Below are 13,832 nucleotides of genomic sequence, written 5' to 3' on the forward strand. Positions count from 1 at the left end.
GTCAAGCCGCGTTCAGGCCGCCGAGATCAAGGCGCCCGTCCTTGACCGGCGGGCACCAGTAATAGCCACCGGTCAATGGCGTGCTGATGCGGTACAGGCCGTCGACAATCCCGTCCTCCAGCCCGCTCATGCGGCGCAATTGGGCTTCGAACGCCTCGAAGGAATGCCCGAACGCCAGGAACATCAACCCGGCCTGGCCGTTCTCGGCCCATGGCATGGAGCGGCGCACCACGAACGCTTCGGGGCTGAAGCTTTCCTGGGCGGTGCGTTTGGTGTGGGCCGACGCCGGGGCGTCGTCGAGTTCTTCGTTATCGCTGTGGCGACGGCCGATGATGTGGTCACGTTCCTCGGCGGGCAGCGCGGCGAAGCCATCGAGGTCGTGCTGCCACTGCTGGATCGCGGCGAAACTGGCGCCGCTGTCGGTCAGGGCGGCTTCCACGGCGGCATCGTCGTGGGGGTTTTCGGTGCCGTCTTCGTAGTCGGTCAGGTCGAAACCGGTCTTGTAGCGGAAGCCTTCGGTCATCTGCACCAGACGGAACGCCGGCGCCAGGGCCTTTTCAAAGGCGCGGCTGCGCAACAGCAACTCGCCACGGTCCACGCCGTGCAACCACACCCACAGCGCCTGCTGGGTCGACGGGTTGTGCGCACCCGGCCCGCTGATCGCCGGGAAGGCACGCAGCCCTTCTATTTGTGCGCCCAGCGCGTGCACCAGCGGTTCACCGAAACCGACCACCACCGCCGCATCCGTCAACTGCACCAGCACGTCCAGTGCAGCGGGCACGGCGTCGAGTGAATCCACGGTGAAAAACAGATGACGTGCCTGCAAGGGCACCGGGGCGGCAAGAATGCCCGGCTGGTACTGACTCATGTGAACTCCTTCTGGAAAGGCGCGCAGTTTATCCCAAAGCACAGGCCGTACGCTGCCTTGCGTTGCGCCGGGCGTACAAGCCTTGCCACAGGGCCCTGTGTTGGGTGACTCTCTAGTCAGGATTTCCAGTCATGCTTTGCAATAATCCAAGGGGTAGCGCCATGACCACCGAACACCTGCTCGCCCAGCTGTTTCCCACCGCCATCACGGATATTCCCGAACCCTTCCGCCTGGCAGCGCCGATCGAACAGCGCGAATACCTGGTCGACGGCCAGTTGCAGACCTGGAACGGGCCGCTGGCGCAGGTACAGAGCCCGGTGCAATTGGGTGAAAAGCGCGTGGTGATCGGGAGCACCCCGCTGCTGGACGCCGACACCGCGCTCACCGCCCTCGATGCTGCGGTGCGCGCCTATGACCGTGGCCAGGGTGAATGGCCGACGATGCGCGTGGCCGACCGAATCCAGCATGTCGAAACGTTCCTGCGGCGCATGCGTGAACAGCGCGACGCGGTGGTCAAGCTGTTGATGTGGGAGATCGGCAAGAACCTCAAGGACTCGCAGAAAGAGTTCGACCGTACCTGCGACTACATCACCGACACCATCAATGCCCTCAAGGAGCTGGACCGGCGCTCCAGCCGCTTCGAGCTGGAACAGGACACGCTGGGGCAGATCCGCCGCGTACCGCTGGGCGTGTCGCTGTGCATGGGCCCTTACAACTACCCGCTGAACGAAACCTTCACCACGCTGATTCCGGCGCTGATCATGGGCAACACCGTGGTGTTCAAGCCGGCCAAGCTTGGCGTGCTGTTGATTCGCCCGCTGCTGGAAGCGTTCCGCGACAGCTTCCCGGCCGGCGTGATCAACGTGATCTATGGCAGCGGTCGCGAGACCGTCAGCGCGCTGATGGCCAGCGGCAAGATCGATATCTTTGCATTTATCGGCACCAACAAGGCTGCCAGCGACCTGAAGAAGCTGCACCCCAAGCCGCACCGCCTGCGCGCGGCCCTGGGCCTGGATGCGAAAAACCCCGGCATCGTGCTGCCGGAGGTGGACCTGGACAATGCCGTGAGCGAAGCCATCACCGGGTCATTGTCGTTCAACGGCCAGCGCTGCACGGCGTTGAAGATCCTGTTCGTGCATGAAACCGTGGTGGAGCGGTTCATCGAGAAATTCAACCAGAAGCTGGCGGCACTCAAGCCCGGCATGCCCTGGGACGACGGCGTGTCGCTGACGCCGTTGCCGGAAGTGGGCAAGGTTGACTATCTGAACGGGCTGGTGGCCGACGCCAGGCAACATGGCGCCCAAGTCGTGAACCCGGACGGCGGGGTCAGTCGGGGTTCGTTCTTCTACCCGGCGGTGCTGTACCCGGTGAACCCGCAGATGCGCGTGTACCACGAGGAACAGTTCGGCCCGGTGGTGCCCATCGTGCCATATCGCGACCTGGAGACGGTCATCGACTACGTGCTGGAATCGGACTTCGGCCAGCAACTGAGCATTTTCGGCACCGACCCGGAACAGGTCGCACGCCTGGTGGACACCTTCGCCAACCAGGTGGGCCGCATCAATATCAACGCCCAGTGCCAGCGCGGGCCGGACACCTTTCCGTTCAACGGGCGCAAGAACTCGGCCGAAGGCACCCTGTCGGTACACGACGCGTTGCGCGTGTTTTCGATCCGCACGCTGGTGGCGACCAGGTTCCAGGAGAGTAACAAGGCGTTGGTCAGCGATATCCTGCGCAACCGTGACTCGAACTTCCTGAGCACCGACTACATCTTCTGACGGCATCTCGGAGCCCGTTATGAAAAACGAGCACCTGTGGGAGCTGGCTTGCCTGCGATACAAGCACCTCGGTGCTTCAGACACACTGAGTGGATGCTATCGCAGGCAAGCCAGCTCCTACATTCGATCGAATTAACCCGCGCTTTTGGAGGCCTTTTACTACCGATGAACCTGCCCATGTTTGCCCGGCGCCTGTTGCGCCCGTTGCTCGACCCCTACCGTCGCTATCGCCACGCCAAGCTGATCCATGCGGTGCGCGTGTCCATCGGCCTGTTGGCGACCATCCTGCTGACCACCGGCATCAACCTGCCCCACGGTGAATGGGCGTCGGTGACCATGCTGATTGTGATCGGCGGTTTGCAGCACCACGGCAATATCGGCAAGAAAGCCGTCGAGCGTGCCTACGGCACCTTGATCGGCGCCACCGTCGGCCTGTTGCTGGTGGTGCAACAGGCGTACCTGGGCCAGCCGTTGCTGACCTACTTATTGATGTCGGTGGTGTGCGGGTTCTTTTCCTATCACGCCATCGGCAAGGGCGGGTACATCGCGCTGTTGTCGGCGATCACGGTGTTCATCGTGGCCGGGCACGGTGACAACCCGCTGTCGGATGGCTTGTGGCGCACGGTGGACATTCTGATCGGCATTGTCCTGGCCCTGGCGTTTTCCTTCGCCCTGCCTCTGTATGCCGTGTATTCGTGGCGCTACAACCTGGCTGGCGCATTGCGTGACTGTGCCGAGATCTACAGCCGGATCATCAATGGCCAGTCGGTGACCGATGATTACCATGTGAAGGTGCTAAACCGGCTGAATGCATCAATGGTGCAATTGCGCTCGCTGATGCCGTCGGTGTCCAAGGAAGTGCGCATCTCCATGACCGAACTGGATGCCATCCAGCGGCATTTGCGCATGTGCATCAGCACACTGGAGATTCTCGGCAATACCCGGCCGGACCCGCGCGACGAACAGGCAACGGCGCGTATGCAGGTGATGTTGAAGACCGAGCACCGGCAGATCCGGGTGCAGTTGGTGGGAATGGCGCGTGCATTGAGGTCGGGGGTGACGGAGCGGTTGGCGCGACCATTCGACACGGTCAATAGCGAACCCGTAGCCGCCGCTACAGGGGAACGTCCGTCAGGTGGGTTTTCATTATTGACAATGCAATTGGCAACTAATGTCGATTCAATGCGCGGCTTACTCGCCACGACAGCGACTCACTGGAGCATCCGATAATACTGAAAATGAAAGCAGGGCCAACCCTCCCGTTGGCCCGGTCCTTTCAGAATGACAGAGTCTAACGTAGCCCCACCCCCAGTAACTGACTTCCGACCCACTGCTTGAACGTCGCCTCAGCGCCTGTGTTTATGTTTCTTCCGTAGTAGTAGTTAAAGAGCAAGAAATTATGCGAATAGGTGCTCGACCAATAATAGTCGTTACCCATCGGCCAGTGTGCACCATAAGCTGCGCTTAACTCTCTCAATTCATAGATATTCGCCAGCCGTACTCCCTGACGACTCGCCTCATTAACGATACCTGTGTAGTGATTACGCCCAAGACCATAGCAATACACAACGTTGCTAACATAAACAATATAACTTCTGACTTGAGCCGGAACTGAATTATCGGTAACGGTGATCGTCGCAGAACCGTTACCCCTGACGGTCACATAGCCGCCCGATGTTGTCACAACTGCAACATTGGTATTACTGGATCGATAAGTGTAACCCGGCGTACCTCCAGAGGCGGTGCGAGTAATTGAGTTTGATGAGTTAAAGTTAGGCAATGTACTGTTCCCATTAAGCAGGTAGGTACGCCCACTCAAGTAGACCGAAGTCTGATTAAAATCCAGCGGAGACGTATGTCTAACAGAATAATCCGTCACATTAAACGCCACCGCCTTACTTTTATCGGTACTGCCTGTAAAATTTACGTGCACTAACACTCTTACCGAACCATTATTTGGCACACTCATCAAAAAGCTGCGGGGCACTGGGATATTACGCAAACCATTCGCCTGCTCGCTCGAGTTGATTTTGTACGCCGTCAGTAAGTGCCGCGAACCCACGCCCGTACCCGTAATTTCAATCCATACCGTCTGTCCTGTGCGGCTGTAAATCCATTTGTTCAAGGCCAACATCGCGTCGCCCGTCAAACTGGCAGGCACCAGCGTCCCACCATGGGCAACACTATTGATCAAGGCCCGTGGCAGACTACCCGCGGCAATGGTCCCCACCCTTACCGTTTGTTCCTCAGACTCCGCACTGCCTCCCCTGCCCAACACAGCTGTATATTGCAACCGGACGGTGCTATTAATGCTTTGGGCAGGATAATCATTATTTATATTGAATGTTACCGTTCCACCTGCCAGCCCATCCGTTGTGGCTACCTCCAAGGCTAAGCCATCCTCGCGAATCCAATAAAGTGTAATTCGATCCGTGCCGCCTACGTTCATGTTGGGATAACTCACCAACACTTGGCACTTGTTCTGTATGACCAATGGGTCGACAGTCACAGACGCGCCAGTGGCAGGCGTAGAGTCTTTGATGGCAGGATGAGGGTACGTATTGGCAACCAACTGCACCATGTGATGCCGGACGTCAAACGGCACGGCGTTCATCTGCTCATTGCTATGATCAAACGTGACCAGGAAGGTAATGGTCAGTTCAGTCCATTCTTTCAAGTTACGCAGCGCCAACACAGGTGTTTCACTGGTAATACCGCTGATAACCTGTTCTGCATTGATCGCGCGACCAAGAAAAACATAATTATCGTAGTCTGCACCGGAACTGCGCGTTCCTTTGTAGTGCAACCACAGACGCTGCCCCAGTCGTGCAAACCTCCAAGGCGCCACGCGGGTTTCATCAAAATCCTGAAGCAGAGGAATTTCCAGCACTGCGTTCTCGCCGATGCTATCAATCTTGGGCCCGGAGAGACCACGCAACGTTAGCAGCTGCAACGTCAACACTGGCGACTGCGTTTCAAACCCATTACGAATGACCACAAAGTAAACTTCAATCGGTCGACCCAACGGGTGAATATTGAAGCCTACCGTTTCTGCCGGCACCGTAAAGTCAATATATGTTCCGCTCTGGTTTTCTTTGATGTCGAAATAGCTGCCCAGGCCGGACAACCCACACCAACATACTTTTACCTTGTCGTTACGCTTGATATGCTCATAACTGACTCGTACGGTCACTCCCGCAGGCCAGGCGACGTCGGGATCCAATTCTTTAAGATCAGGATCAGCGCCCAACACTTCAGGCTCGAACAACTCGCCCAACGCCTTGCCTATTGTGACAACCAGCTCTTCAGACAACTGAGTCTGGCCAAAGCGTTCACGCGTGTAACTGACCGTCAACGTGCCGTCATTATTATCGGTAAATAGTCGCTTAGGGACATCCGCTATGAAAGGGTTGCTCGCCACTCCCACGATGTAACTGAACGCCTCAGTTCCGGTAACCGATCCAGTATACTGGACGACCACAACGTCGCCCGAATTAAACTGCTCCAGTAACTCAAGAGTACCGACGCTGCCGATATTTTCAGGATCCACATTATTGTTGATGGCTTCTCGAATAGTGGGCGCACGCAACTCACGTATTGGTCGACCAATCTGCACATAAAGCCGTTCAGACTCTCGAATTTCAGACGAATCCCTCACCTCATAGTAAATGTGAGTGTCTCGCAATCCTTCAAAGACCTCGTAATCAGCTTTGAAGATATCTCGCAACCGCGGATGGACCCCCGCCGAGCGGACACTCGTTCTTCGCTCAACAGAACCATCAATATACTGACCGACGATCTCAACCTTCAGCTCGTCACCCGCATTGCCAGGAGGCTGGTAATTGGGCATGCGCGCGGTGATAAAGGAAAGGTCGGCAGGAATGAACGGTCCGTGCGCCTGATCAACGGAAGGTTTGGGCAACACATAGCGCATACCGGCAACGGTGTAAGTCGACTTGCGGGAAGAAAGATCATCGGCTCCCGTTCTTATCCGGACATAACTCACAGTAATTGTGCTCTGGATAAGTGACCTGACAAACTCGTTGGCGATCGGGAATTCGTAATATTGGGGAACTCTCACCACCTCCTGCCGCATTCGGGTGCTGACATCTTCGCCTTCGGGCGTCGTTCCGTGCACCTCCAGTTCAATCCAGTCATACAATCTAAAAGGCCCGTTGCGCCGAACATCGACCTCTGCAGTTGCCGGATTTCTACCCAGGGCTTCGGCATCCAGCACCAGCGTGTCCTGGTCGGCTTCGATAATGATGGGCTCATCAAGCAGAGTAATATCCAGGTCCACAGTCACGGGAACAGGCTTGCTCCAAGGCTGAAGTTCACCCGAACGGTTGCGCACTTCGTCGTACAAATAAAACTGGGCAACAAAGTGACCACACCCCGCGAGGCTTAAAAAGCTGGGAGGAATGTCAAATACATAATCATGTCCCACCTGATCCGCAGTAACCGGAGCTAAATCCAGCCTGTGTTCGCCCCAATAAAACATGACCAAGTCGTTTTTGCGCATGTGCTCCCAATGCTTGATTGTGCCCGTAATGCCACGGCTAGCGACAACGGAGTCTATGAAGGTTTCGGACAGCGTCAGAACAAGCTTGGAGTGCCAGTTTTGATCAGGCCGGTCGTCTGCCCCACCAGGACGGGTTTTCTTTAAAAAGACACGCAAGGGCGGCGAACTGCTGATCGTCCCGGAGCCCACTCGTTCGACCTCGCCATAGACGTTCACTACCGTTCCAAACAATAAGGTCGTACTGGGAATATTCAGATAGAACCTGGGAGCGGAAGCCTCTTCGAGCTTTACCGTGTCCTGAGCCATCCGGATGCCGTTCATCCATATCCGGTAGGTGTCCCCGACATTCAAGTTTGTCCACCGATCGAATACGTAATCCAGCCCTTCTTCGATGTGACGAATGCCAAGGCCGTAATTATGATCCTCTACAGGAAAGACCTGTAGCGGTGATGTATAGGGAGAATCCAGATCGGTTATTCGGCGTTTTTTTTTGCTGGAGGAAGATGGCGTTTTGGCAAGCGCCTGTTTTTTTGGCGTGTCCGCCGACGAGGCACTCTTGGCCGATTGTTTCTTTTTCAGTGCGCCATCTTTTTCTGATTCGGCTGTCTTTTTGGGCATGACCATCTCCTCATTTAGAGCGCGCGGCGTACACGCACGATGAGAAATAATCAAACGCCCAACACTTAAATGCGTCTACCTGTCAAATCTGACAGTCTCGACCAATGGCAGAAGTGCGCGACGACACTCAACTGCTTTTCCTACATATTTTTCACGTTTTATTCACATCGTCAGCCGTAGTGTGAAGCCTCATCCGTTACAAATGCTTCACATCAAACCCGCCGCCCCAGCGGGTTTTTTTTGCCTGGAATTTGAGCTAGCGCGAGGCCTTGGCGACCGATTCACTGGCCTGTTCGCGAATGGCCCGTTGTGTATCCAGCACCTTGGCCAAGGCGTTTTCGGCTTCCGGGCTCTGCTGCGGCACACGAATCGCCGCGGACACCAGGGTGATCAACTTGGCCATGACTTCGGCGTCCGTGGCGGGGCGACCCAGGCTCATGGAGTTCATCAGCAGGCGCAGTTCAGTGCCGGCCATTACCCCGGAAATCGCCTTGAGCGCAAATTGCAGGCGTACGCCCAACTCATTGCGTGGCAGGTCCGGCAAGGCCAGGGCGAAGGCTTCAAAGAAACGCTGGAACACCGGCTGGTAATGCACCTTGAGGTATTCCTGGATAAACGGCGAGGTGTCGCTGTAGACCCGCCCCAGGAACCGGATAAACGAACGCCCTTCCCCGCTGGCCGGATCGCTGCGTTCCAGGCCCATGGCCGGGGCGAACAGCACGCCGAGCAAGGTATCGCAATCGAGGGGGCCGTCGGACTCCGCTTCACACCGCGCCAGCAGTTCCAGGCGCTGCTCGTTGAGCGGCTCCAGGCGTTGCATCAGCAGGGTTTTCATCAGGGAATCCTTGTCCCCGAAGTGGTAGTTCACAGCGGCCAGGTTGACCTGGGCACGCTCCGTGATCTGCCTGAGTAAAACCGCGTCGTATCCGTACTTGATGAAGAGAGCCTCTGTCGCATCCAGCAGTCGAGTCTTGGTAACGTTTGGAGCGCTGAGTTTCTTCGCGACCATAGAAGTTCCACACGGGAAATATTGTTTTAAAAAATAATTTGATTTTTTATACCGGGGCGGTTGATCGAAAGCAAGTGGTGACACTCCGCCATACCCCATCAAAGCCTTGACTGGCGGGCACCTCAAGGTCAGCTGGGGGCGATTCGAGCTAGCCTGGCCGGGCCGCAGAGAAATCGTTTCAACGCGTAAAACCGCTCTACATCCATGGCTGGCGAAGCGCCGGGAACGCGGTTACTATTCAAACAATATTTTAAAAACAAGAAATAAAACCAGTCCGTGATGCGTCCCAGGCAGCTCCCGAACTTGTTACAAAGCTTTACCGGGGGATGACGGCACCGTCGAGACTGAAGGCGTAGTCATGATGACAGATACCCCCGCGCACCCAGGCTTGATCTCTCTGCAAGGCATCGGCAAAAGCTATCAGCTCGCCGGGCAGCATTTGTCCATTCTCAATGAGGTCAGCCTCGACATCGCCAGTGGCGACAGCTGCGGCATTCTCGGTGCGTCGGGCTCCGGCAAGAGCACCCTGCTCAACATCCTCGGCTTGCTGGACCTGCCCGACGGCGGCCAGTACCACTTTGCCGGCCATGACATTTTCAGCGCCACGCCCGACCAGTTGGCGGCGATCCGCAACCAGCAGATCGGCTTCGTGTTCCAGAGCTTCAACCTGTTGCCCCGCCTCAGTGCCCTGGACAATGTCGCCCTGCCCCTGAGCTATCGCGGTGTGTCACGCCATGAATCGGTGGAACAGGCGCAGCGCATGCTCGCGCAAGTCGGCCTGGCCGAGCGGGCCCACCATCGCCCGGCCGACCTGTCCGGCGGCCAGCGCCAACGTGTGGCGATTGCCCGAGCGCTGGTGGGCAACCCCTCGGTGATCCTGGCCGATGAGCCCACCGGCAACCTCGACAGCAGCACCGCCCAGGACATCATGGAATTGCTGCTGGCGCTGAACCGCGAGCGCCAGGTCACACTGGTTATCGTCACCCACGACCCGCACATCGCCGAATGCCTGGAGCGCAAGATCCTGGTACGCAACGGTGTCGTGCATGAGGCCGGGCGCCCATGAGCCTGAGGGTCGAACAGAGCCTGAGCCAACTGTTGCACGAAGCATTCGTCAGCCTGCGCACCCTGGGCAAACGCTCGGTGCTGGCTTTGCTCGGCATCGTGATCGGCAGCTCGTCAGTGGTGGCGCTGATCAATATCGGCCACAACGCCGCCGTCGACGCCGCGCTGATCTTCAAGGACATGGGCACCGACACGCTGGTGGCGCAATTTGCGCCCAAAGGCGGCAGCAACACGCCGATGCCCGCGCGCCTCGACCTCGACGCCGTGCACCTGGCCGTGCCCGGCATTGCCCACATCGGCGCATTGACCCTGTTCAGCGGCCCCGTTGTGTTCCATGGCCGCAGCGCCAACGCCAGTTTTGCCGGCAGCACAGCCGGCATCAAGGAGGCCATGCGCCTGGTGGTGCGCGAGGGGCGTTTCCTGTCGGACTTCGACGCCAATGAAACCTACGGCGTGATCGGCGACCAACTGGCCCGGGACCTCGGCGCTCCGGGCGATCCGGTGAAGCTCGGCGACCGGGTGCGCATCAACGATTACCTGTTTCTGGTGATCGGCATCCTGCAAGGCCAACCCCGGGCGATGCTGATGCCGGTGCAAGCCAACGAATCGTTGTTCATCCCCGCGGCCGGCATGCGGCGCATCTACAGCAGCCCGCAGATCGGCAGCCTGATCATCCGCGCCGAAGCCGGCCAGGACATGGAGCACCTGGCCCAACAAACCCGCGCGGCACTGCAGCCTTTGCTCCCTGACCATGACGTCAATATCCAGGTCCCCCAGCAAATGATCGATGGCATGACCCGACAAAGCCGGACCTTCGCCTACCTGCTGTTGGCGCTGGGTGCGATCTCCCTGATCGGCGGCGGCGTGGGGGTGATGAACGTGATGCTGATGAACGTTTCGGAGCGCCGCCGTGAGATCGGCGTTCGCATGGCCCTCGGCGCGCGGCGGCGGGATATCCGCAACCTGTTCCTGCTCGAAGCCGTCACCCTCACGGCCGTCGGCGCCCTGTGCGGCGCGGTGCTGGGCATGACCGCCGCGTACCTCTATGCGTGGCTGTCGGGGTGGAGTTTCGCGCTGGCGGTCGCCGCCTTGCCCCTGGGGGTGGGCAGTACCTTGCTGGTGGGCCTGTTCTTCGGCCTGTACCCGGCCGTCTCGGCCTCACGGTTGCAGCCCGTGGAGGCCCTGCGCGATGAATAAGTGGCTGTTGTGGCTGACGCTGGTCAGCCTGCCGGGCATGGCCGCCGACGTGGTGATCAAGCCCTCGGCGCCGAGCACCACCCGCAGCGGCTATGAGCGCAGCGTCTCGCTGAACGCCCAGATCACCAGCCTGACCCTGGGCGATGCGGTGTACCTGGGCCTGCGCAACAACCCGGCGATCCGTAGCGCCTACCTGCAACGGGTCGCGCAGAAGTTCGACCTGCGGGTGGCCGAAGATGTGTTCAACCCCAAGCTCACCCTCAACAGTTACTACCGCAGCACACGCGGCTCGGCAGACAACGCGCGCAACGCCAACCTGGCACCCGCCACCAGCCTGCTGGGCGAGTACGGCACGCGCCTGAGCATGGCCTGGACCCAGCAGTTGAACAACGCCGACCGCGCCGGCCGCTACCGCAGCGACGGCCTGGACCTGGCGATCATCCAGCCGCTGATGCGCGGCGCCGGCTGGGACGCCACCACCGCCCCCCTGCGTCTGTCGCGCCTGTCGGAACAGGCCAACCGCCTGAACCTCAAGGCCACGGTGGCGCAGACCATCAGCCAGATCATCGCCACCTATCGCGAGCTGCTGCGCGCCCAGGAGCAACTGAACATCGTGCAGGACGCACTCAAGCGCTCCGACACCCTGCTCGAAGTGAACAAGGCGTTGATCAGCGCCGGACGCATGGCCGAATTCGAGATCGTGCAGACCGAAGCCGACATCGCTACCCAGCAACTGGGCGTGGAAGAAGCCCAGAACCAGCTGGATACGAGCCGTCTGTCGCTGCTGCGCCTGCTGGCACTGGACCTGTCCACCCCCATCCGCGCCACCGAAGCACTGGAAGCCAGGCCCATGGAGATCGACAAGCGCCAGGCCTTCAACCTGGCGCAGAACCAGCAACCGGAATACCTCGCCGCCCTGCTCGGCAGCCAACAGGCCGACCTCAACCTGGTGATCGCCAAAGACTCCGGGCGCTGGCAGGTAGACCTCGTGGCCGGCGCGAACCAGATACGCGACACCTACAATAACGACACCGGCAGCGGCAACAATCGCACCTGGGACAGCTACGCCGGCGTGCAGGTGCAGATTCCCATCGGCGACATCAGCACCCGCCAGGCCGAGGTGCGTGCGCGGGTGAATGTGGAAGACCAGGCGGTACGCATCACCGACGCCCGGCAGGCGCTGGAGCGCAGCGTCAATGATGTGGTGCGCGACCTCGGCACACGCTGGCGCCAGTACGAAATCTCCCAGCGCGCGGTGGAACTGTCGCGACGCAAGATCGACATCGAACGGGAAAAACTCAGCGCCGGTCGCTCCTCCAACTTCCAGGTGCTGAGTTTCGAGAGTGACCTGCGCAACGCCGAGAACGCGCGGCTCAACGCGTTGATCAGTTATTTGAACGCCCAGACCCAGCTCGATCTGACCCTGGGCATGACGCTGGAAAGTTGGGAAATCGCCCTTAATGACTACTAATCGAAAACGCCTGCTGGTGGTGGTGTCGCTCGTGCTGCTGGCAAGTGCGGGGATTGCCCTGCGCAGCCCGGCGTCCGGCCCTGCCCCGGCCACCGAGCAATGGCTGGAGGTCAAGCCTGACCGGCTTGAGCATCAGATCGGCCTGGTGGGCAAGATCGAGCCCGAAACCACCCTTATCCTCACGGCGCCCTTCGACGGCAATGTCCTGGCCAACCTGGTGCAGCAAGGCCAGCGCGTCGAGGCCGGCCAAGTGCTGCTGCGCATGGACCCGTCCACGGTTCAGGTGCAACTGCGCGATGCGCTTTCCGTGCAGCTCAAGGCACGGCGCGCCGTGCAGGAAATGCAGGACTGGGACAGCAGCACCGTCGTCAGCCGTGCCCGCCGCGCCTTGCGTACCTCACAAATGACCGCCGACAACACCCAGCGCAAGCTCGCCGAAAGTGAAAACCTGTTCCAGCGCGGCATCATCCCGCGCAACGAACTGGATGACCTCAAGCAACTGACCCAGCAACAACAGATGGACCTCGCCGCCGCCAAGGCCGAACTGCAACAGGCGCTCGACCAGGGCAAGGGCGAGTATCGCCAGATCGCCGACATGGAACTGACCAACGCCACGGTGAAGTACGATGCGCTGCACACTCTGCTCGAGGGCCAGGACGTCAAGGCGCCGTTTTCCGGCATCGTGGTGCCGGCCCCGGGCAACAGCAATTCACAGAGCGGCAGCGGCAACGTGCCCGTGCAGGCCGGCAGCAAGGTCAGCCAGGGCCAGGTGTTGTTCGGGCTGGCCAATATCGAACGGCTGAAAATCATCGCCAAAGTCTCGGAACTGGACATCAACCAGTTACATCAGGGCCAGACGGTGGAAGTGATGGGCGATGGTTTTGAAGGTGAGCGGCTGACAGGCTCGGTCAGCGTCGTCAGCGGCCTGGCGATCCCCAGCGAAGTCCAGGGCAGCGCGCAGTTTCCGGTGACCCTGTCGATTCCCAAGCTCACACCGCAACAATTGCAGCGGGTGCGACTGGGCATGAGCGCGCGCTTGACCATTGTCACGTACAACAATCAACAGGCAATTGTGGTGCCGACGCAGGCGATCAAGGGCGGTGAAGTGGAGTATCGGGAGACGATGGACAAGCCGGTGGAGCGGGTAAAGGTCACCACCGGGCAGTCCACACCGCAAGGCGTCGAGGTATTCGGCCTGAAACCCGGGCTGGTGAAAGTCCCAAGATAAATGAAGTTCCAAATGTGGGAGCGGGCTTGCTCGCGAAAGCGGTGTTTCCGTCCACACACCCCCCCCCCACGCACCA

At 59.3% G+C, this 13,832-nt stretch carries 9 protein-coding genes; 6 read left to right on the forward strand and 3 right to left on the reverse strand.

Annotated features, from left to right (window positions below):
• Position 1 precedes the first annotated feature (1 nt).
• Positions 2–868 (reverse strand): Dyp-type peroxidase, encoded by an 867-nt coding sequence (locus ACW9IN_RS01625; protein ID WP_457364230.1) that lies wholly within the window; start codon positions 866–868, stop codon positions 2–4.
• A gap of 161 nt (positions 869–1,029) precedes the next feature.
• On the opposite strand from ACW9IN_RS01625, the gene ACW9IN_RS01630 reads away from it, so the two are divergent.
• Positions 1,030–2,646 carry an NADP-dependent glyceraldehyde-3-phosphate dehydrogenase gene (locus ACW9IN_RS01630; protein ID WP_457364231.1) on the forward strand — a complete coding sequence of 539 codons (1,617 nt, stop codon included), beginning with the start codon at positions 1,030–1,032 and terminating at the stop codon, positions 2,644–2,646.
• A gap of 165 nt (positions 2,647–2,811) precedes the next feature.
• Positions 2,812–3,876 (forward strand): FUSC family protein, encoded by a 1,065-nt coding sequence (locus ACW9IN_RS01635; RefSeq protein WP_457364232.1) that lies wholly within the window; start codon positions 2,812–2,814, stop codon positions 3,874–3,876.
• 61 nt (positions 3,877–3,937) lie between these two features.
• Here the strand turns inward: ACW9IN_RS01635 and ACW9IN_RS01640 are convergent, their stop codons facing one another.
• Both ACW9IN_RS01640 and ACW9IN_RS01645 read right to left on the reverse strand, forming a co-directional pair.
• Positions 3,938–7,786, reverse strand: a complete 3,849-nt coding sequence (locus ACW9IN_RS01640; RefSeq protein ID WP_457364233.1) for an Ig-like domain-containing protein — start codon at positions 7,784–7,786, stop codon at positions 3,938–3,940.
• Between the two features lie 256 nt (positions 7,787–8,042).
• Complete coding sequence (locus tag ACW9IN_RS01645; protein ID WP_457364234.1) at positions 8,043–8,795, reverse strand: TetR/AcrR family transcriptional regulator; 753 nt, start codon at positions 8,793–8,795, stop codon at positions 8,043–8,045.
• 388 nt (positions 8,796–9,183) lie between these two features.
• On the opposite strand from ACW9IN_RS01645, the gene ACW9IN_RS01650 reads away from it, so the two are divergent.
• From ACW9IN_RS01650 to ACW9IN_RS01665, 4 genes are read left to right on the forward strand one after another with little or no spacing between them, the layout of a single operon-like run.
• Positions 9,184–9,861 (forward strand): ABC transporter ATP-binding protein, encoded by a 678-nt coding sequence (locus ACW9IN_RS01650; protein ID WP_457364246.1) that lies wholly within the window; start codon positions 9,184–9,186, stop codon positions 9,859–9,861.
• Entirely contained in the window at positions 9,858–11,057 is a 1,200-nt protein-coding gene (locus ACW9IN_RS01655; protein ID WP_457364235.1) for an ABC transporter permease, read from the forward strand. The genes ACW9IN_RS01650 and ACW9IN_RS01655 overlap by 4 nt, the downstream gene beginning before the upstream one ends.
• Positions 11,050–12,528 (forward strand): TolC family protein, encoded by a 1,479-nt coding sequence (locus ACW9IN_RS01660; protein WP_457364236.1) that lies wholly within the window; start codon positions 11,050–11,052, stop codon positions 12,526–12,528. Before ACW9IN_RS01655 ends, ACW9IN_RS01660 begins: the two co-directional genes overlap by 8 nt.
• Positions 12,518–13,756 (forward strand): efflux RND transporter periplasmic adaptor subunit, encoded by a 1,239-nt coding sequence (locus ACW9IN_RS01665; RefSeq protein WP_457364237.1) that lies wholly within the window; start codon positions 12,518–12,520, stop codon positions 13,754–13,756. The genes ACW9IN_RS01660 and ACW9IN_RS01665 overlap by 11 nt, the downstream gene beginning before the upstream one ends.
• Positions 13,757–13,832 lie beyond the last annotated feature (76 nt).

The organism is Pseudomonas sp. SDO5271_S396 (assembly GCF_054071795.1).

Bases quoted from the DNA above. Each gene is read 5' to 3' on its own strand.
- ACW9IN_RS01625 (WP_457364230.1), bottom strand. From the start codon at position 868: ATGAGTCAGTACCAGCCGGGCATTCTTGCCGCCCCGGTGCCCTTGCAG.
- ACW9IN_RS01630 (WP_457364231.1), top strand. From the start codon at position 1,030: ATGACCACCGAACACCTGCTCGCCCAGCTGTTTCCCACCGCCATCACG.
- ACW9IN_RS01635 (WP_457364232.1), top strand. From the start codon at position 2,812: ATGAACCTGCCCATGTTTGCCCGGCGCCTGTTGCGCCCGTTGCTCGAC.
- ACW9IN_RS01640 (WP_457364233.1), bottom strand. From the start codon at position 7,786: ATGCCCAAAAAGACAGCCGAATCAGAAAAAGATGGCGCACTGAAAAAG.
- ACW9IN_RS01645 (WP_457364234.1), bottom strand. From the start codon at position 8,795: ATGGTCGCGAAGAAACTCAGCGCTCCAAACGTTACCAAGACTCGACTG.
- ACW9IN_RS01655 (WP_457364235.1), top strand. From the start codon at position 9,858: ATGAGCCTGAGGGTCGAACAGAGCCTGAGCCAACTGTTGCACGAAGCA.
- ACW9IN_RS01660 (WP_457364236.1), top strand. From the start codon at position 11,050: ATGAATAAGTGGCTGTTGTGGCTGACGCTGGTCAGCCTGCCGGGCATG.
- ACW9IN_RS01665 (WP_457364237.1), top strand. From the start codon at position 12,518: ATGACTACTAATCGAAAACGCCTGCTGGTGGTGGTGTCGCTCGTGCTG.